The organism is Mesorhizobium sp. M0016 (genome assembly GCF_040324035.1).
Lineage (GTDB): Bacteria > Pseudomonadota > Alphaproteobacteria > Rhizobiales > Rhizobiaceae > Mesorhizobium.
Genome location: NZ_JAMYVM010000001.1, coordinates 119,110 through 136,485, shown reverse-complemented (window position 1 = coordinate 136,485; position 17,376 = coordinate 119,110). Strand labels below are relative to the sequence as shown.

The window sequence follows — 17,376 nt, the reverse complement described above, 5'->3', positions numbered from 1 at the left end:
GCTTCCGGTCGCTGGCTGCGAACAGCGGCGAATATATGTGGGGTATCAGGGGATTGAAAGACGCAAGACAAGACCCGCCCCGAAAACAAAAACATACGCGGGCGTCTTGAAAGGCAATGAAGGCGGGGTCATGGCGTGATTAACCAGCCGGCCAAGTGTCGTTCAACCGTCATTGAACTTTGGCGTCTGCGAAGCAGTCGATCTCGGACAGTGTAGGTGTCCCGAATTCGATAGAGGGCCCAATGAGTTGCAAGCGCGAGATCACGCTACGCATCGCGCCGTTCAAGGCTTCGGATCGGCCTTCAGATAGGCGATGACGTTGGCGATGTCCTCGTCGCTGCTCAGGCCGGAGAAGCCCATCCTGTTGCCGGGTACTTTCAGCTTGGGAGCGCCAAGATAGGCTTTGAGGTTGGCTTCGTCCCAGACCAGGCCGGCCGCGCCGGCGTCCTTCATGGCCTGCGAATAGTTGAAGTTCTGGGCGGTGCCGGCGGTGCGGCCGACGATACCGAGGAGATGCGGGCCGACCTTGTCGCGGTCGCTTGCCGCCTCGTGACAGGCCATGCAGCGGTAGAACACTTTCTTGCCAAGTGCTGCATCGCCGTCGGCCAGCGCGGCGAGGATACCGGCCAAGTAAATGACAAGGCCTGATGAAATGGCTCGAAGCATGGCGGTTCCCGGCTGGCTCTGGCTGAGGGCAAAATAGGCTGCAGGCCTTAACAAACGCCGTATGCCGGTGGATAGCAGCCGGGCTCAATCCGTGCGCGGGATCGCCGCGACCGCCTGCTTGACCTGCTTTTCAATCGCCGCCGACGAATGATTGTCGCGCACGAAAGCGCGGCCGATCTCCGCCATCTCGGCGGCCGCTTGCGGGCGTGTCGCGAGATCGATGATTTTCAATGCCAACTTGCCGGCATCGTCGCTGGACAGGAAATGCCTGCCCGCCTGCAGGCCAAGCCCTTCGACGGCCTTTTCGGTGGCGGCGACGACAAGGCCCGCCGCCATCGCCTCCAGCACCTTGATGCGGGTTCCGCCGCCGAAGCGCAGCGGGATCGGCGCATAGCCGGCACGCCCAAGCAATTCCGGCAGATGCGGTGGGTTCTCGATCAACCGCAGACCATGCCTGGTGCATAGACCGCGCACGACATCGCGCGGGTTTCTGCCGGCGACGGTGATCGACCAGGGCCGGCCGGAAGCGGCGAGGCGCGGCGCCATCGCGCGGCCGATCTGCTTGACGGCGTCGATGTTGGGGAAATAGCCGAGATGCCCGATGAAGCACAGGCTGAGCTCACTGAAGCGCTCGGCAGCAATCGGCAGGGAAAGCACGCTCTCGTCTGGAATGGGGTTGGCGACGAACCTGACGTCGTTGACGGGGCCGAGAGCGGACAGAAGCGCTTCGTCGGCCCGCGAACAAACCCAGACCTGGTCGGCCATGGCAACCGCACACCTGTCGGCCTCGCGCGCCTCTGCCTTCCTTCGCCTGTTTTGGCGCCAGTCTCGAATTTGCTGCCACAGCGTCAGGCCGGCGATCCGGTCGGACACCGTCCGGGAATCAATGTTGTGCTGGTCAAGGACGGTGCGCGCGCGATGCTTCGGCGCCAGCGTCAGCAGCTGCGAAAGCACGATCTCCTCGATTACCACGAGATCGGGCGCGAATTCCCTCCAGATGGCGTCGGCCTCGGCCAGCTCGTCGTCCGGCATCATATGCACGGTCGGGTGCGGGCCGCGCCTGCCCCAGGGCGCCCTGCCGCGCGCTGCCTCGATGATCCGGTGACGGATGTTCGGCGGTGTGGAGGGTGCCGGGGCGCCAGTCAGGCTTACCGTCAGGACCTCGCCCATCGATGCCAGGGCGCGTGCATTGGCGGCGTTCCGGATCTCTCCGCCGGAGACCGGCGGAAACGGGCAATCAACTGTGAACTGCAGAATTTTCATGTTGTCCCGGCCGTTCAGCCTCTGGTGAAGCCAATGAAATCGTCGGGCGCGGCGCGGCCCATTTCCTCTTCCCAGTGGCGGCGGCAGAGCGAGATATAGACGTCCTTGCCGATCGCCACCTGTTCGCCTTGTCTGGCCACCTTGCCGTCAGCGCCGAGACGCACGACCATCGTCGCCTTGCGGCCGCAGCGGCAGATGGTGCGCACTTCGCGCAGATCGTCTGCGATGGCCAGAAGCGCTCGCGAACCGGAAAACAGATTGCCCTGGAAATCGGTGCGCAGGCCGTAGCACATCACCGGGATGTTCAGCCGGTCGGCGATACGGGCGAGCTGCCAGACCTGCTCTTCCTCGAGAAATTGCGCCTCATCGACAAAGATGCAATGCACCGTCGTATGTTCGTGATGCTCGGCGACGCGAGCGTAGAGATCGTCGCCGTCGCGGAACATCTCGGCCTCGGTCTCCAGGCCGATGCGCGACGAGATCAGCCCGGTGTCGCCCTTTCTGTAGTGGCCGGCGACGAACAGCATCGTCGTCATACCGCGTTCGCGATAATTGTAGGACGCCTGCAGCAGCATTGTCGTTTTGCCGGCATTCATCGTCGCATAGTGGAAGTAGAGCTTGGCCATGCCGTCCTTTTAAGCCGAGTTGGCGCGGCGCGGGGAGAGGGCACCGCTGCATTTGATGGGAAAAGCCGTCTGCAATCGAAAAAGCGGCAGGGGTGTCGCTGTTTGGCCAGTCCGCGCCGTTGATCGTGATTGTCTTAGCGCTTGAAACCACACCAGAATGGTGTTTGGCTGACGAAACAAGGCGGGCAGAGAAACCGTAACTACGCTTCGCCAAAGAATCACAATGGGAGACTGCCAATGTCGCGTATGAACACCTTCGTCGCCGGCCTCGGCCTGGCGACTTTTCTGTCCACGAGCGCTGCACTTGCCGGCGATCCGGAGAGCTGCAAGGCGGTGCGCCTTTCCGATGTCGGCTGGACCGACATCCAGGCAACCACCGGCGTCGCTTCGGTGCTGCTCACCGCGCTCGGCTACGAGCCGCAGACGATCCAGCTGTCGGTGCCGGTGACCATGGCGTCGCTGAAAAACAAGGATCTCGACGTCTTCCTCGGCAACTGGATGCCGTCGATGACCAACGACATCAAGGACTACACCGCCGATGGTTCGGTCGAGACGATCGGCACCAACCTGACCGGCGCCGGCTACGGCATCGTCGTACCGACCTATGTCGCGGAGGCCGGCGTCAAGTCGCTGACCGACATCGGCAAGTTCAAGGACAAGTTCAACGGCAAGATCTATGGCATCGAGGCGGGCAATGACGGCAACCGCATCATCCTCGACATGATCAAGAATCCGAAGGACAATCTCGAAGGCTTCGAGCTGGTCGAGTCCTCGGAAGCCGGCATGCTGACGCAGGCCGAGCAGTCGATCAAGAACAATGAGTGGATCGCGTTTCTCGGCTGGACGCCGCACCCGGTGATGGGCGCCATGAAGCTCACCTATCTCGACGGCATGGGCGACAGCGGCTTCGGCGCCGCCACCGTCTACACCAATGTGCGCAAGGGCTACACCACCGAATGCCCGAATGCCGGCAAGTTCATCGCCAACCTGAAGTTCAACCTGGACATGGAAGGCGAGATGATGGACGCGATCCTGAAGGGCGGCGACGCCAACACGGTCGCAGCCGACTGGCTGAAGAAGCACCCTGACGCGGTTGCGCCGTGGATTGCCGGCGTCACCACCTTCGATGGCGGCGATGCGGCAGCGGCGGTCAAGACCGCGCTCGGAAGCTGAGCCGACTAATTCGGCCAAGCCGAACCAGGAAGGGCAGCCAATCTAGAAAAGGCTGCCCTTTTTCATATCCTGTGAGAAGATGACCTAATGAGAGCGGAGGCCGGAAGCAGGCGGTCTCTCGCATGAGAGGGGCGATATGGATCCGATTTCGAAATTCATGGTCGATCACAAGATACCGATCGGCGCCTGGGGAAAGGCGTTCTTCGGTTTCCTCACCGACAATTTCGACACCGTGTTCAGGGCCTTCTCGAATGGCCTCAATTTCCTGCTCGACGGGCTGGTTGGCATCCTTTTGATGGTGCCGCCGGTGCTGCTGGCGCTGATCATCGCCATCATCGCCTGGCTGCTGCAGCGCTCGCGCCCGCTGGCCATAGGCGTCTTTCTCGGCCTGATCTTCATCATCAACCAGAACCTCTGGAAGCAGACGGTGCAGACGCTGGTGCTGGTCGTGGCCGCCGCCGCCATGGCGATGGCCATCGGCGTGCCGCTCGGCATCTGGGCCGCGCACAAGCCGAAGGTCTACCGCATCATGCTGCCGGTGCTCGACCTGATGCAAACGCTGCCGACCTTCGTCTACCTGATCCCGGTTCTGACCCTGTTCGGTCTCGGCAACGCGCCCGGCCTCATCGTCACCATCATCTTTGTCATCCCGACCGCGGTCCGGCTCACCCATCTCGGCGTCGTCTCGGTGCCGAAGTCGATCATCGAGGCCGGCGAGGCGTTCGGCGCCACCAAGCAGCAGCTGCTGTGGAAGGTCGAGCTGCCCTCGGCCTTGCCGACCATCATGGCCGGGCTGACGCAATCGATCATGCTGTCGCTGTCGATGGTGGTGTTTGCAGCACTGATCGGCGCCGGCGGCCTCGGCACTGAAATCAACCGCGCGCTCGGCTCGCGCCGCATCGATCTCGGGCTCGAGGCGGGCCTGGCGATTGTCGTACTCGCCATCGTGCTCGACCGGATGACGCGTATCGGCGTTGGAGGCAAGAAATGACCGTCGCCGTCGATTTCAAAAATGTCGATATCGTCTTCGGCTCCGACCAGGCCGGTTCGCTGGCTCTGATCGACGGCGGCGCCACGCGCGCCGAAATCCTTGAAAAGACCGGCAATGTGCTGGGTTGCGCCGGCGCCAGCCTGACCGTGCATGAGGGCGAAATCTCGGTGCTGATGGGCCTGTCCGGCTCCGGCAAGTCGACGCTGCTGCGGGCGGTCAACCGGCTCAACGTGGTGTCGCGCGGCCAGGTGCTGGTCAAGGACGGCGACAATATCGTCGATGTCGTGACCTGCGATCAGGCGACGCTGCGGCGGCTGCGGCAGAAGCAGGTGGCGATGGTGTTCCAGCAGTTCGGCCTGCTGCCTTGGCGTACGGTGGAGGAGAATGTCGGCCTCGGCCTCGAACTCGCCGGCGTGCCGGAGCAAGAGCGCAAGGAGCGCGTGCAACGCCAGCTGAAACTGGTCAATCTCGACCAGTGGTCGAAGAAATACGCGCATGAGCTGTCCGGCGGCATGCAGCAGCGCGTCGGCCTGGCCCGTGCCTTCGCCACCGAGGCGCCGATCCTGCTGATGGACGAGCCGTTCTCGGCGCTCGATCCGCTGATCCGCACCAAGCTGCAGGACGAATTGCTGCAGCTGCAGGCGGAGCTGAAGAAGACCATCATCTTCGTCAGCCATGATCTGGAAGAGGCGCTGAAGATCGGCACCCACATCACCATCATGGAGGGCGGTCGCATCGTGCAGACCGGGGCGCCGGAAGACATCGTGCTCAAGCCCGCCAATGACTATGTCCGCGACTTCATCGCCAATGTGAATCCGTTGTCGGTGCTGACCGCCTGGAACGTCATGCGCGACAGCCGCGACCTCGAGCACGGCGATAATGGCTGGGTGTGGCTCGACCGGCGCAAGACGACGCGTTTCAAGATCGACGAGCACGGGCTGGTGGCGGCGGCGGAACGCGACGGCAAACCGGCGGTATGGGTGTCGTGCGCCGATGTCGAGGCGCAGCCGGAGGAGACGGCGCAAGTGTTCTGGGCCAACCCCGGGACCTCGCTGAAGACGGTGATGCTGGCCATGCACCGCTCGCAGACGGCACCCGTGGCGCTGTTCGACGACCAGTCGCGCTTTGTCGGCGCGATCGGGATACGCGATGTGCTGAGCGCGGTGTTGCGGCGCTAGATCATGATGAGATTTGGTTGAAATCTCATCATGATCTAACCCTTTGTTGGAGCATGATCTTTTCCAAAAACCGGTACCCACTTTTTGGGATCATGCTCTAAGCCAGCCCGATGCGCGTGGCGCCGAGCTTGAACAGGGCTGTGGCATCCCGGTCGAAGCGGAAGGTGTCGATGAAGTCGTCGGCTCGGTAATCCGGAAGCGTCTTGCGGATGGCGGCGGCGAAGTTTTTCGCCTCGTCCAGCCGCCCAGCCAACGCCAGGCAGTGGGCGGCGATCGACAGGATGATGACATGTGCGTTGGGGCGGGCGGCCGCCTTCAGCGCCCATTCGGCCGCCTCGTCGAACTGGCCGAGGCGGACATGCGCCATGGCGCGTGCGCCCAGCATGCCGAACAGCATCGGGTCGAACGGCGACAGATGGCGCGAATGATCCGACGATCCGATCGCCGCGTGCGGGTCGCCCGACTGCGAATGCACGAAGGACAGCGCATAGTGGCCAAGCGCGAAGTTCGGGCTGAGGTCGACGGCTCTTTGCAGTTCTAGCACGGACGCATCACCCTCGCCGCGCAGCCACAGCGCCCGGCCCATCGCCCAGTGCGCGGCGGGATTATGATCGTCGACCAAAACGCTCTGGCCGGCCGCCTCAAAGGCAAGCGCGCTGTCCTGGTCGCGGTCGCCCCAGCGCTGGAAGGCGCTCTGCCAATGGGTGAAGGACAGGCCGGCATAGGCGCGGGTAAAGGTCGGATCCTGCTGCAGTGCGATGCCGAAGAAATGCCTGGCCTGCTCGTTTTCGCTGCGGGTGAAGCGATACATATGCCAGAGTCCTCGATGGTAGGCCTCCCAGGCATTGAGCGAATTGGGCGCCTTCAGCATGGCGCGGTTGCGCTCGACCATCTCTATCTCGGATGAGATGAAGGCCACGATGCTGTTGCCGATATCGTCGAGGACAATGAAGATGTCCTCGGGCTTGCGCTCGAAGGTCTCGGCCCAGACGATCCTGGCCGTGCGCACCTCGACAAGCTCGACGGTGACGATCAGGCGGCCGGTCAGGCTGCGCACCGTGCCGGTGGCGACATAGTCGACATCCAGCCTGCGGCCGGCATCTTCCGGCGCGATGTTCTTTTCTGCCAGCGCAAAGACCGAGCCCCGGGCGATTACAAAGAAGTCCCTGAGCTTGGCGAGGCGGGTAATGATGTCGTGGGTCAAGCCGTCGGCCAGCCCACCACAAACGCCGCCGGCATCTTCGGCAAATGGCATCACGGCAAGCGAAGCTTTGTGGGGCGCCGCGGCTTCGGTGGGGGCACGCGCGATCGGGCTGTGGCCCGCCACCGGCGCTACCGCAGGCTGTGCCGGCAAAGTCGCGCAGTGACGTTCCGCGCGAATGGCAAGCCACGCCTGGCGCACAGGGCCAAAATCCAGCTCTTCCGATTGGAAGAGCGATGCTGCTGCGGCAAGATGGTCCTCGCAGGCACCGAACTGGCCGCGCCGCGCCAGCCTCACCAGGAGTGCGACATGGGCGCTGCTGTCGAACGGGGTCAATTCCAGCCATTTTTCGAGATGGGCGGAGACGTCTTCGGAATCGGCCGGCAGCGTCTTGACCAGATGTTCCAGTATAGCAGCTTGGCAGGAACCGAAACGGCGGCGCTGCGCGGTCAGCCAGCTGTTGAAGAGAGGGCTGCGGTCGATCTCCAGCCCTTCGAGGAAGTCGCCGACGAACAGGTCGGAGAGCAACTGCAGTCGCGTCGGCTCGAGCGTTTCGATGCCTGCGGCAGCCGCCGCCGCGACATCCAGAACGTCGACTGAGATGCCGTCGAGATCGAGCGCGATCGTATCGCCCGATGTTTCGATCCTGCGGCGGCCCGGTTCGTCGAGCGCGGCCCGCAGCTTGCTCAGGCACCAGCGCAGCTCACCCCTGGGATCATTTGGAACATCCCACAGCAACTCGCAGAGCTTGCCACGTCCGACCGGATGGGGCGCCAGCGCCAGATAGGCCAGCAGCGCGCGCAGCTTGCGCGATGCCGGCAAGACCACCGGGACGCCGTCGCGCGCAATTGTCGGCGGCCCAAACAGGCGCACGACAACACCTTGATGGCTGCTCGCCAGGCTCGATTCCACGCCAGATACCACGCCTGCTCCCACGCTGACCTGCCGGCCCCTGCTTTACCACCGAGCACGACAAAGTGCACCCGGCTCGCAAAATTTGTGCGCCGAATGTGGTGTTTACCACATTGCCGCACGTCAAGGACCTGTAGTGCGGCAAGGTGTCGAAATCTCGCCGCCCAAACCGCCGGTGTGTAACCGGCCCGTGAGCAAGAACCAGGAGTCTACCATGTTGCATCAGCAGAAAATCAGAACCACGGCCGGCCGCGGCCGCCTGTTCGACAGCATTCTCGACACCATCGGCGACACGCCGGTCATCCGCGTCAATAATCTCGGACCGGCGCACGCCACCATCTACGTCAAGGCCGAGTTCTTCAATCCGGCGGCGTCGGTGAAGGACCGGCTGGCGCTCAACATCATCGAGGAAGGTGAACGCACCGGCGCGCTCAAGCCTGGACAGACCATTGTCGAGGCGACCAGCGGCAACACCGGCATCGGTCTTGCCATGGTCTGTGCGCAGAAGGGCTACAAGCTGGTGGTGACGATGGCCGACAGTTTCTCGGTCGAGCGCCGCAAGCTGATGCGGATGCTGGGCGCCAAGGTGGTGCTGACGCCGCGCGCCGAGAAAGGCTTCGGCATGTACAAGAAGGCGGTGGAACTGGCCGAAGCCAATGGCTGGTTCCTGGCCCGCCAGTTCGAGACCAAGGCCAACGCCGACATTCATGAAGCTACCACGGGACGCGAGATCGTCAACGATTTCGCCGGCTCGCGGCTCGACTATTTCGTCACCGGCTACGGCACCGGCGGCACCGTCGCCGGCGTGGCGCGGGTGCTGCGCCGCGAGCGGCCTGAGACCCGGATCGTGCTCACCGAACCGGCCAACGCGCAGCTTGTCGGCAGCGGCAAGCGGCAGATGCGTGGCGCCGGCGGAGCGCCGGCCGCCAGCCATCCGGCTTTCGAACCGCACCCGATCCAGGGCTGGACGCCGGATTTCATCCCGCACGTCCTGCAGGAGGCCATCGATGGCAACTTCTATGACGAGGTGATGCCGATCGCCGGGCCGGAGGGCATGAAATGGGCCAAGGCGCTGGCGCAGCAGGAAGGCATCTTCACCGGCATTTCCGGCGGTTCGGCTTTTGCCGTGGCGCGCCAGATCGCCGGCACAGCGCCGGCCGGATCGGTGATCCTGTGCATGCTTCCCGATACCGGTGAACGCTACATGACCACGCCTTTGTTCGACGGCATCGAGGCCGAGATGAATGCGGAAGAGCTTGCTCTCTCGCGCTCGACGCCCGGTTGCCAGTTCCCGGCATGATGACGCGGGAGCAAATTGCATGGACGCGATGCCTGGACACTCGGCTACCAGTACCGAGGAAACGCTTGACCCCTCGGACTGGGCCGATGTGCAAAGCCTGTCGCATCGGATCGTTGACGATGCCGTCGCTTACCTGCGCGATGTCAGGCAACGGCCGGTGTGGCAGGAGATGCCTGGAGATGTGAGGGATTTCTTCACCGCCTCGCTGCCGCAATCGCCGACCGCGCTTGCCGACATCTATGGCGATGTCGTGGACAAGGTGATGCCCTATCCGATGGGCAACATCCATCCGCGCTTCTGGTCCTGGTATATGGGGTCGAGCAATTTTACCGGCGCGATCGGCGATTTCCTGGCGGCAATCCAGGGCTCCAATCTCGGCGGCGGCAACCATGCCGCCGCCCTGATGGACGGCCAGGTGGTCGACTGGTGCAAGCAGATGATGGGCATGCCGGCTTCGGCCAGCGGCACGCTGGTCAGCGGCGGCTCGATGGCCAACATCATCGGGCTGACCGTGGCGCGCAACACCAAGGCCGGCATCGACGTGCGCGAGCACGGCGTTGGAGCAATCGAAAAGCCGTTGCGTTTCTATGGCTCGGACCAGGTCCATTCCTGTCACCGCAAGGGGATGGAAGCGCTCGGCCTCGGCAACAAGGCGCTGCGGCGCATTGCCAGCGACGCCGGACTTCGCATCGACATCGAAGCTTTGCGGGCGGCGATATCGGAAGATCGCGCGGCCGGGTTCAAGCCGGCCTGCATCATCGGCAATGCCGGCACTGTCAACACCGGCGCCATCGACGATCTGCAGGCGCTGGCCAAGCTGGCGCATGAGGAGGATCTCTGGTTCCATGTCGACGGCTGCATCGGCGCGCTGATCGCGATCGCGCCCGAGAATGCGCGTCGTGTCGCCGGCATCGAATGGGCCGATTCCATCGCGCTCGACCCCCACAAATGGCTGCACGCTCCGTTCGAGGCAGGCTGCGCGCTGGTCAGGGATGCCTCGGCGCATCGCAAGACCTTCGCGGTGACGCCGGAATATCTGGAATCGACACCGCGCGGCCTCGCCTCCGGCCAATGGCTGCACGATTACGGTCTGCAGACGACACGCGGCTTCAAGGCGCTGAAAGTGTGGATGGCGCTGCGGGAACACGGCGTCGAAAAATTCGGCCGTCTGATCGACCAGAACATTGCGCAGGGGCAGTATCTCTCAGGCCTGATCGAGGCTCAACCGGCGCTCGAACTGACAGCGCCGACCAGCATCAACATCGTCTGCTTCCGCTATCGCGCGGAAGGGCTCGATGGCGAGCGCTCGAAGGCGCTCAACACCGAGATCATGCTGAGGCTTCAGGAAGACGGAACCGCCGCCATTTCCGATACCACGGTGCAAGGCCGGCATTGCCTCAGGGTGGCGATCAACAACCACCGGACCCGGCGCGAGGATCTCGACCTTCTCGTCGCCGAAACGGTCCGCCTGGGCAACGAGATCGCTTCTGCCTGACCGGCCATGGGGTAGAGCAAGCGGCTCTCAGCCGCTGGCGGCCTCCTGGAAATCGCCCTTCGTCACGGGGAACGCCAGGCCGGGAAGGTAAAATGTGATCGGCCGGATTTCGTAGACTGCCGAGGGATTCACGCGGCGCAAGTCGCGCGCGGCTGCAATCGCCGCCTCCTGCGTGGCGCAGTCGAGGACATAAAGACCCAGCAATTGTTCCTTGGTCTCGGCAAACGGCCCGTCGATGACGATGCCTTCGCCCGGACCGCGCAGCGTCACGGCGTCGGCGGTCGCGCCCAGTCTTGCCGCCGGCCCGAGCTTGCCTTCGCGGGTCAGCCTGGCGTTGACTTCGAGCAGGTCGTGCATCAGCGCCGCATCCTGCTGCGGCGTCAGGGACTGGATGGTCTGTTCGACGTGATAGGCCAGGATGGCGTAAAACATGCGGCGATCTCCTCCTGTTCGAGCGGCTGCACTATTGCAAGGTTGGGTTGGCTGATCCACCCCCGGTGCCCATCGAGACGCTAGTCTGCTGCCTCATGCCGCCAGCGGCAGGCTGAGCTCCGTCAGCAGGCCGCCGCGGGGACGGTTGGACAGGTTGACATCGCCGCCGGCGGCACGCGCAATGTTGCGGGCAATGGTCAGGCCGAGGCCGAGACCGCCGGTCTGGCGGTTGCGCGATTGCTCCAGCCGCACGAAGGAACCGAACACCTGGTCGAGCTGCGCCTGCGGTATGCCCGGCCCCTCGTCGCGGATGACCAGCGTGACCGTGCCGTCCGACTGCCGCAGGCTGACATGGGCTTTCTTGCCGTAGGTCACGGCATTCTGGACCAGATTGTTGACGCAGCGCTTCAGCGCCACCGGTCGCGCGATGCAGATCATGCCACGCGGCCTGGCGCCGTCATGGTCGAACGTGACGTCCTCGAAACTGTCGGCGATCGATTCCACCAGCGACCAGAAATCGATCCGCTCGCTCTTCTCCTCGGTGACTTCGAAGGTGGCGAAGTCGATGACGGAGCTGGCGATGCTCTCGATGTCGGCGAGGTCGTGGGCCAGCGCCTCGCGCGCGGTCGATCTGCGCAACAGTTCGAGGCGCAGCCGCATGCGGGTCAGCGGCGTGCGCAGATCGTGGGCGAGCGCGGCGGCCAGATGTTCGCGGTCCTCGACATAGTCGCGCAGCCGGACCTGCATGGCGTTGACGGCTTTGGCCGCGGCGCGGATTTCGCGGCTGCCGGTCTCGGCGATCGGCGGGCTCTTCAGATCCGTGCCGATCCGGTTGACCGCCGTTTCCATCATCCGATAGGGCGCCGTCAGCCGGCGCAGCGACCAGATCGACATGATCACCACCAGGGCCGCGATCAGCGAATAGAGCGGCAGGCTGTCGAAGCTCAATATCGGTCCGACCGGCGTGTTGGGCTCGGTGAAATTCAGCCATTGGCCGTCGGCGAAGCGGACAGAGGCCGTCAGCTTGTCGCTTTGGGCGAAGCTGGCCGCCAGCGATAACAGGTCGCGCTCCACCGCGCCAACATCCTTGGTCACGGCCACACCGCCAGGCGCGTTGGCTGCCTGGGTTGCCGGATCGCGCCGGACGCGGGCGTCGGTGATGCCGAATTTCGACAGCCGCCCGACCAGAATGTCCTCGAGCTCGGCCAGTTCGTCGTCGCCGGCGATCGACGAGGTGACCGCGGGCGTGTCCGAAACGGTGAGCGCATAGGTGGCGTTGAACAGACCGGAGGCCGTCAGCTTGCGCTGCTCCGGCGTGTCGTCATGCATCAGCTGCACCAGCGAATAGGCGCGGTCGTTAAGCCGGTAGAGATCGACCTCGTCATTGGCGACGGCACGATCGCGCGAGACGATGTAGAGCGTGGCGACCTGGCTGATCAGCAGGCCGGCAATGACGATGAGCAAAACCCAGACCGGCAGGGTTTGCGGCAGGAAACGTCTCATTCGGAGGTGGTCTCGGGCAGGAACTGGTAGCCGCCGCTGCGCACAGTCAGGATCAGTTTCGGCGTCTTGGGGTCGTCTTCCATCTTGCGCCTGAGACGGCTGACCAGGATGTCGATACTGCGATCGAAGGAATAGTCGCTGTCACCGCCGGAAAGCTCGATGAGCTGGTCGCGGGTGAGCACGCGCTGCGCGCTTTTGACGAAGGTCTGCAACAGGTTGAACTCCGCCATCGTCAGCTCGACCCTGACATCGCCCGGCGCCATCAGCCGCCGGCGCGAGCAGTCCATCGTCCAGCCGGCGAAATGGTAGATTTGCTTGGTGGTGGCGCGCTTCGGCTCAGCAGCACCATTGCGCCTCAAAACGGCGCGGATGCGGGCCAGCAGCTCGCGCGGATCGAAGGGTTTGGGCACATAGTCGTCGGCGCCCATCTCCAGGCCGACGACGCGGTCGGTGGTCTCGGTCACCGCCGTCAGCATGATGATCGGCGTCGAGTAGCTGGCGCGCAGGTCGCGGCAGAGCTCCAGCCCGCTCTTTCCTGGCAGCATCACATCAAGCACGATCAGGTCTACCTGCGTGCGGCGCAGTATGTCTTCCATCTCGACGCCGTCGGCGGCAACCGTGGTGCGCAGGCCGCGCTTCTGGAAGAATTCCTGAAGCAGGTCGCGAATGCCCTTGTCGTCGTCGACGATCAGTATGTGCGCATCGGATTTCACGGCGATCCTGTCATTGCTGGCGGCCGGTCGGCGGCTGCCTTCTGAGTCTGCTTCTGTGGCGTCACCCACACGATAGAATTCTGGCCACATGTTGGCCAGCGGCGATGATCGCCCGCAAAGCCGATTTGCCAGAAACAATTCAGAAACAAAATTCTATAGTCCGGAAAAACTCCCGAAAAAAATCAAGGGCATAAAGGGTGCCGTGGCGGTCAGGACATCGGCTGCGACGCGAAGTCTCCGGAGTAACGGACATTACCGATGCACAGGTTCACGATCAGCTTGATGGGTGCGCTGCTCAGCATTCCGCTCGTCACAGCCGCGATCGGAGCCACAACCGCAAAGGTGACGCCGATCACAAGGAGCGAGCGCTGCATCGATCTCAATCGCCAGGTAGACGAAGCCCTTGAAACCCATGCCGCGGCAACGCAGGTCACCGCGGCGAAAGCACTGCAAAGAAAGGGAAACCGGTTCTGCGCCAACAAGAAACAGGCACAGGGTATCCGGATGCTCGCGAACGCTTTGAAGCTGCTTGGAGTGACACCGATCGACCCGGTTCAGTGACACTCGAAACTCGACCCGCACAAAGAAGGAAATGATGCCATGAAAAAGTCCATCCTCTCCGCCACCGGTCTCGCCGTCGCTCTCGCTTTCGCAATGCCGGCTCTGGGCAATGCCGCTGCCACCACGACCGCTGCTCCGGCTGCTTCCACGACCACCGCTCCGGCGACCACGACCGCCAAGCCCCCGGTGAAGAAGGTCGTCGCCAAGAAGCCCGTCAAGAAGCACAAGAAGGCGAAGAAGGTCGTCAAGACGGACGCCCCGAAGGCCTGATCCAGACAGCCAACAGGCTTGTCTGTAACAAGGCCGCTCCAGCACCCCCCCGGCTGGAGCGGCCTTGTCGTGTGAGTGCATGATTACCCGTTGATGGGTGCCGGCCACCCAGGACTTTAACCCGTTTGCAATGCCGGTCCGGTAGGATAGCCCGCATGAAGAAGCGGCTTTCATCCATTCTGCGCTCGATGGCCATCGGCGGCCTTGTGGCCTCGGCAATGGTCAGGGTGCTGATCCAGTTCACCGCCAGCCCGGTGCCCGATCCGGTGAGCGGGCGCACGGAGCCGTCGCTGTTTGCACCGGCAATCTCCAGCAGCTGGCAATACATCACACCATGGCAAAGCCTGCTGCTTACCGTGATCACCGGCGCGGCGCTGGCCTGCTTCTTCGGCTGGCTCGCGGTCGCCTGGGTCGAATACAAGGCGGCCGGATCAAGGCCGGATGCGGCATCCAGCGCACGACAATTCCAGGCTCGTCGCGTCGCCGATCGCCAGAGCCGTTGAACCGCAGCGTACAGTTCCTAAATTTGTGAACGGCAGCACTTCCGGGAAGCCGGTTTGGCGCGCCGATCAAAATGGACGACGGCTTTCCCCCATGACAAAGTGAGAGCGACCCCTCGCGCGATACCGGTTCCCGATGCCTGAAATCAGTTCCAAACCCCGCACCAAGACCAAGCCGCGGACCGAGCGGCCGAAGCTCTACAAGGTCATCCTCATCAATGACGATTTTACGCCGCGCGAATTCGTGGTGACGGTGCTGAAGGGCGAGTTCAAGCTCAGCGAAGACCAGGCTAACCGGGTGATGATCACCGCGCACCGGCTCGGCGTTTGCGTCGTTGCCGTCTTCACCAGGGATGTCGCCGAGACCAAGGCGACACGGGCCGTCGACGCGGCCAAGGCCAAGGGGTACCCGCTGCTGTTTACGACGGAGCCGGAGGAGTAGGTTGAGCGTCTTTCTCCCCGTATAGTGACGGAGAAGGGATCCTTACCTTCCCTCTCTGTACCACATCGCGCCCATGGCCAGCAGCAGCAGGCAAAGGCCGAGGAAGCCGCCGAACAGGGGTACGCGCGAGACGGCTTTGAGCACGCTGTCGTCGGTGCTGCGCAGGCCGATCCAGTCTGCGCCCGAGGCCGCACCGGAGGCGCGGACCGGGACGATGGAGGGCAGGGCGACACTGCCGGTGAGCTGGCCAAGGGTGGAGGAGGCCGCCAGCCGGCGCACGCTGCCGCCGGTGGCCTCAGTCGGAGCCTTCAACCGGTCCTCGGTAGAGACGACGTCGGAGAATTCCGGCGCGTTGACCGGGCCGACATGGGCGAGTGCGGTCAGGTCACCATTGCCGATCTGGTAGAGGCCGATCTCCTTGGTCTCGATGCTGCCCAGGAAAACGCCGGGTTCGGACTTCTCCAGCTTGACGATCAGCGCCTTGCCCGAAGGGGTGATCACCTGCGCCGGGCCGGGATCGTCGCTCATCGTCTGGCGGCGGATTTCCAGCATCATGCCGCGGCCGTCGGCAGTCAGCCGCTCTTCCTCGAGTTCAGGTTCCTTCATCAGCCAGTGGGCGATGCGGCGGTAAAGCTGGACATGCGGCCCGCCACCCTCGAAGCCGCGCGCCCATAGCCAGCCCTGATCGGACAGAAGCATGCCGACGCGGCCTTCGCCCTTATGGTCGAGCAGAAGCAGCGGGCGGTTGTCGGCGCCCTTCATCACCACTTCGCCTTCGGGGTTCTGCACGCCGATGGTGCGGAACCAGCGGCTCCAGCGCGGCGGCTCGGTCGCCGAGCCGTCGAGGCCGCGCGTCACCGGATGGCGCTGGCCGAGATCGGTGAGGCGCGGATAGAAGGCCTTGTCGATGACTTCGCCGGTCGGCATTGCCGGCAGCGACGACATTAGCGGGGTGCGGGCGATCGAGGCGTCGCCGGCATATTCCGGCCCGGCGGCGATCAGCAGCGCGCCGCCCTTTTCGACATATTCGGAGATGTAGTCGTAATAGAGGATCGGCAGCACGTCGCGGTGCTGGTAGCGGTCGAAGATGATGAGATCGAAATCCTTGATCTTCTCGACGAACAGCTCGCGGGTCGGGAAGGCGATCAGCGACAGTTCGTTGATCGGCGTGCCGTCCTGCTTTTCCGGCGGCCGCAAAATAGTGAAATGGACGAGATCGACCGAGGCGTCGGATTTCAGCAGGTTGCGCCACGTGCGCTCGCCGGCATGCGGTTCGCCGGAAACCAAAAGCACGCGCAAATTCTCGCGGATGCCGTCGATCAGCGCGATGGCGCGGTTGTTGGCGTCGGTCAGTTCGCCCGGCTCGCGGTCAATGGAGAGTTCGACGATGTTGCGGCCGGCGCCGGGGATGGTCACCTGCAGCGGCATCGCCTGGCCGATGGTCGCCTCTTCGACCGCGACCTGCTCGCCATTGACCGAGACGCGGACATCGACCGGGCCGGTTTCGCCGTCGGTGGCGATGACCCGGTAGGTCATGTCGAGCGGCTTGCCGACCAAGCCGAAGCGCGGCGCATTCTCGAAGCGGATGCGGCGGTCCTTCTCGTGCTCGTTGCCGGTGATCAGCGCGTGCAGCGGCGCATTGAAGTCGGGGGCGGCCGGCGCGTCATGCACCTCGCCATCGGTGATCATGATGGCGCCACCGATGCGCGAGGGCGGCACGTCGCGGAACGCGCCTTCAAGCGCTGCAAAAAGCTTGGTCTCGGTGCGCTCGTCGGCGGCTTCCGACTTGCCGGCCTCGATGACGCGGACGTCGAACTGCTTGAAGCGGCCAAGGCGCTGCTGCAAACCGGCAAGCGCTTCGTCGGTCTGTTTGGTCCGGTCGCCGATATCCTGGCTCTGGCTGCGGTCGACGATGACGGCAACGACGCTCTTCAGCGCCTCGCGCTCCTCATCGAGGAAGACCGGATTGAGGAGTGCTGCGCCCAGCGCAATCAGCGCTGCGAAGCGGAAGATCGCGCCGCGCTGGCGAAACCACAAGCCGACAGCCGCCAGCACCAGCAGCGGTGCGAGCACCAAAGCCAGCAAGGGCCAGGACAGCAGCGGTTCGAAGGAAATCGACCAGTTCATGGGTTACCCTCCCCCTTGTGGGG

At 63.8% G+C, this 17,376-nt stretch carries 17 protein-coding genes; 9 read left to right on the top strand and 8 right to left on the bottom strand.

Annotation, left to right across the window (positions count from 1 at the left end; all coding sequences use genetic code 11):
- Positions 1–282: 282 nt before the first annotated feature.
- From NKJ88_RS00725 to NKJ88_RS00715, 3 genes are all read right to left on the bottom strand, one after another.
- A complete protein-coding gene (locus NKJ88_RS00725; protein ID WP_023669991.1) occupies positions 283–666 on the bottom strand; it encodes a c-type cytochrome in 384 nt (127 codons plus the stop codon).
- Positions 667–750: 84 nt separating this feature from the next.
- The gene (locus NKJ88_RS00720) at positions 751–1,929 is read right to left on the bottom strand and encodes a glycosyltransferase (protein ID WP_023825372.1); all 1,179 of its coding nucleotides are present in this window, start codon (positions 1,927–1,929) and stop codon (positions 751–753) included.
- A gap of 14 nt (positions 1,930–1,943) precedes the next feature.
- Positions 1,944–2,555, bottom strand: a complete 612-nt coding sequence (locus tag NKJ88_RS00715; protein WP_023683669.1) for a thymidine kinase — start codon at positions 2,553–2,555, stop codon at positions 1,944–1,946.
- A 237-nt stretch (positions 2,556–2,792) separates the two neighbouring features.
- Here NKJ88_RS00715 and NKJ88_RS00710 point away from each other — a divergent pair, with 237 nt between their 5' ends.
- The 3 genes from NKJ88_RS00710 (at position 2,793) to choV (ending at position 5,897) form a co-directional block, all read left to right on the top strand.
- Complete coding sequence (locus NKJ88_RS00710) at positions 2,793–3,728, top strand: choline ABC transporter substrate-binding protein (protein ID WP_023686157.1); 936 nt, start codon at positions 2,793–2,795, stop codon at positions 3,726–3,728.
- A gap of 136 nt (positions 3,729–3,864) precedes the next feature.
- Positions 3,865–4,719 carry a choline ABC transporter permease subunit gene (gene choW, locus NKJ88_RS00705; RefSeq protein WP_023669995.1) on the top strand — a complete coding sequence of 285 codons (855 nt, stop codon included), beginning with the start codon at positions 3,865–3,867 and terminating at the stop codon, positions 4,717–4,719.
- Positions 4,716–5,897 carry a choline ABC transporter ATP-binding protein gene (gene choV, locus NKJ88_RS00700; protein ID WP_023669996.1) on the top strand — a complete coding sequence of 394 codons (1,182 nt, stop codon included), beginning with the start codon at positions 4,716–4,718 and terminating at the stop codon, positions 5,895–5,897. The genes choW and choV overlap by 4 nt, the downstream gene beginning before the upstream one ends.
- Positions 5,898–5,994: 97 nt before the next feature.
- On the opposite strand, the gene NKJ88_RS00695 is transcribed toward choV, so the two are convergent.
- Positions 5,995–8,022 (bottom strand): transcriptional regulator, encoded by a 2,028-nt coding sequence (locus NKJ88_RS00695; RefSeq protein WP_050588536.1) that lies wholly within the window; start codon positions 8,020–8,022, stop codon positions 5,995–5,997.
- Between the two features lie 202 nt (positions 8,023–8,224).
- Here NKJ88_RS00695 and NKJ88_RS00690 point away from each other — a divergent pair, with 202 nt between their 5' ends.
- Together NKJ88_RS00690 and NKJ88_RS00685 are read left to right on the top strand one after the other, a co-directional pair.
- Positions 8,225–9,310: a PLP-dependent cysteine synthase family protein gene (locus NKJ88_RS00690; protein WP_023686154.1), complete on the top strand. Its 1,086-nt coding sequence runs from the start codon at positions 8,225–8,227 to the stop codon at positions 9,308–9,310.
- Positions 9,311–9,329: 19 nt separating this feature from the next.
- Positions 9,330–10,805 (top strand): pyridoxal phosphate-dependent decarboxylase family protein, encoded by a 1,476-nt coding sequence (locus NKJ88_RS00685; RefSeq protein WP_352443354.1) that lies wholly within the window; start codon positions 9,330–9,332, stop codon positions 10,803–10,805.
- Between the two features lie 27 nt (positions 10,806–10,832).
- Here NKJ88_RS00685 and NKJ88_RS00680 read toward each other — a convergent pair whose 3' ends face one another.
- The 3 genes from NKJ88_RS00680 to NKJ88_RS00670 form a co-directional block, all read right to left on the bottom strand.
- Positions 10,833–11,237: a YciI family protein gene (locus tag NKJ88_RS00680; RefSeq protein ID WP_023686152.1), complete on the bottom strand. Its 405-nt coding sequence runs from the start codon at positions 11,235–11,237 to the stop codon at positions 10,833–10,835.
- A 93-nt stretch (positions 11,238–11,330) separates the two neighbouring features.
- Positions 11,331–12,740 carry an ATP-binding protein gene (locus tag NKJ88_RS00675; RefSeq protein ID WP_023683676.1) on the bottom strand — a complete coding sequence of 470 codons (1,410 nt, stop codon included), beginning with the start codon at positions 12,738–12,740 and terminating at the stop codon, positions 11,331–11,333.
- Entirely contained in the window at positions 12,737–13,453 is a 717-nt protein-coding gene (locus tag NKJ88_RS00670; RefSeq protein ID WP_023670002.1) for a response regulator, read from the bottom strand. The genes NKJ88_RS00675 and NKJ88_RS00670 overlap by 4 nt, the downstream gene beginning before the upstream one ends.
- 258 nt (positions 13,454–13,711) lie before the next feature.
- On the opposite strand from NKJ88_RS00670, the gene NKJ88_RS00665 reads away from it, so the two are divergent.
- The 4 genes from NKJ88_RS00665 (at position 13,712) to clpS (ending at position 15,226) form a co-directional block, all read left to right on the top strand.
- Entirely contained in the window at positions 13,712–14,014 is a 303-nt protein-coding gene (locus tag NKJ88_RS00665; protein ID WP_023705925.1) for a hypothetical protein, read from the top strand.
- A gap of 39 nt (positions 14,015–14,053) precedes the next feature.
- Entirely contained in the window at positions 14,054–14,284 is a 231-nt protein-coding gene (locus NKJ88_RS00660) for a hypothetical protein (RefSeq protein ID WP_023670004.1), read from the top strand.
- A 155-nt stretch (positions 14,285–14,439) separates the two neighbouring features.
- Positions 14,440–14,787: a hypothetical protein gene (locus NKJ88_RS00655; RefSeq protein ID WP_023670005.1), complete on the top strand. Its 348-nt coding sequence runs from the start codon at positions 14,440–14,442 to the stop codon at positions 14,785–14,787.
- Between the two features lie 133 nt (positions 14,788–14,920).
- Complete coding sequence (gene clpS / locus NKJ88_RS00650) at positions 14,921–15,226, top strand: ATP-dependent Clp protease adapter ClpS (protein ID WP_023670006.1); 306 nt, start codon at positions 14,921–14,923, stop codon at positions 15,224–15,226.
- 42 nt (positions 15,227–15,268) lie between these two features.
- Here clpS and NKJ88_RS00645 read toward each other — a convergent pair whose 3' ends face one another.
- Positions 15,269–17,353 carry a membrane protein gene (locus NKJ88_RS00645; RefSeq protein ID WP_023823396.1) on the bottom strand — a complete coding sequence of 695 codons (2,085 nt, stop codon included), beginning with the start codon at positions 17,351–17,353 and terminating at the stop codon, positions 15,269–15,271.
- Positions 17,354–17,376 lie beyond the last annotated feature (23 nt).

Excerpts from the sequence above, each read along its gene's own strand:
- NKJ88_RS00720 (WP_023825372.1), bottom strand. The coding sequence starts at position 1,929 with ATGAAAATTCTGCAGTTCACAGTTGATTGCCCGTTTCCGCCGGTCTCC.
- NKJ88_RS00680 (WP_023686152.1), bottom strand. The coding sequence starts at position 11,237 with ATGTTTTACGCCATCCTGGCCTATCACGTCGAACAGACCATCCAGTCC.
- NKJ88_RS00715 (WP_023683669.1), bottom strand. The coding sequence starts at position 2,555 with ATGGCCAAGCTCTACTTCCACTATGCGACGATGAATGCCGGCAAAACG.
- clpS (WP_023670006.1), top strand. The coding sequence starts at position 14,921 with ATGCCTGAAATCAGTTCCAAACCCCGCACCAAGACCAAGCCGCGGACC.
- NKJ88_RS00710 (WP_023686157.1), top strand. The coding sequence starts at position 2,793 with ATGTCGCGTATGAACACCTTCGTCGCCGGCCTCGGCCTGGCGACTTTT.
- NKJ88_RS00655 (WP_023670005.1), top strand. The coding sequence starts at position 14,440 with ATGAAGAAGCGGCTTTCATCCATTCTGCGCTCGATGGCCATCGGCGGC.
- NKJ88_RS00660 (WP_023670004.1), top strand. The coding sequence starts at position 14,054 with ATGAAAAAGTCCATCCTCTCCGCCACCGGTCTCGCCGTCGCTCTCGCT.
- NKJ88_RS00690 (WP_023686154.1), top strand. The coding sequence starts at position 8,225 with ATGTTGCATCAGCAGAAAATCAGAACCACGGCCGGCCGCGGCCGCCTG.
- choV (WP_023669996.1), top strand. The coding sequence starts at position 4,716 with ATGACCGTCGCCGTCGATTTCAAAAATGTCGATATCGTCTTCGGCTCC.
- NKJ88_RS00675 (WP_023683676.1), bottom strand. The coding sequence starts at position 12,740 with ATGAGACGTTTCCTGCCGCAAACCCTGCCGGTCTGGGTTTTGCTCATC.
- NKJ88_RS00685 (WP_352443354.1), top strand. The coding sequence starts at position 9,330 with ATGGACGCGATGCCTGGACACTCGGCTACCAGTACCGAGGAAACGCTT.
- choW (WP_023669995.1), top strand. The coding sequence starts at position 3,865 with ATGGATCCGATTTCGAAATTCATGGTCGATCACAAGATACCGATCGGC.
- NKJ88_RS00725 (WP_023669991.1), bottom strand. The coding sequence starts at position 666 with ATGCTTCGAGCCATTTCATCAGGCCTTGTCATTTACTTGGCCGGTATC.
- NKJ88_RS00665 (WP_023705925.1), top strand. The coding sequence starts at position 13,712 with ATGCACAGGTTCACGATCAGCTTGATGGGTGCGCTGCTCAGCATTCCG.
- NKJ88_RS00645 (WP_023823396.1), bottom strand. The coding sequence starts at position 17,353 with ATGAACTGGTCGATTTCCTTCGAACCGCTGCTGTCCTGGCCCTTGCTG.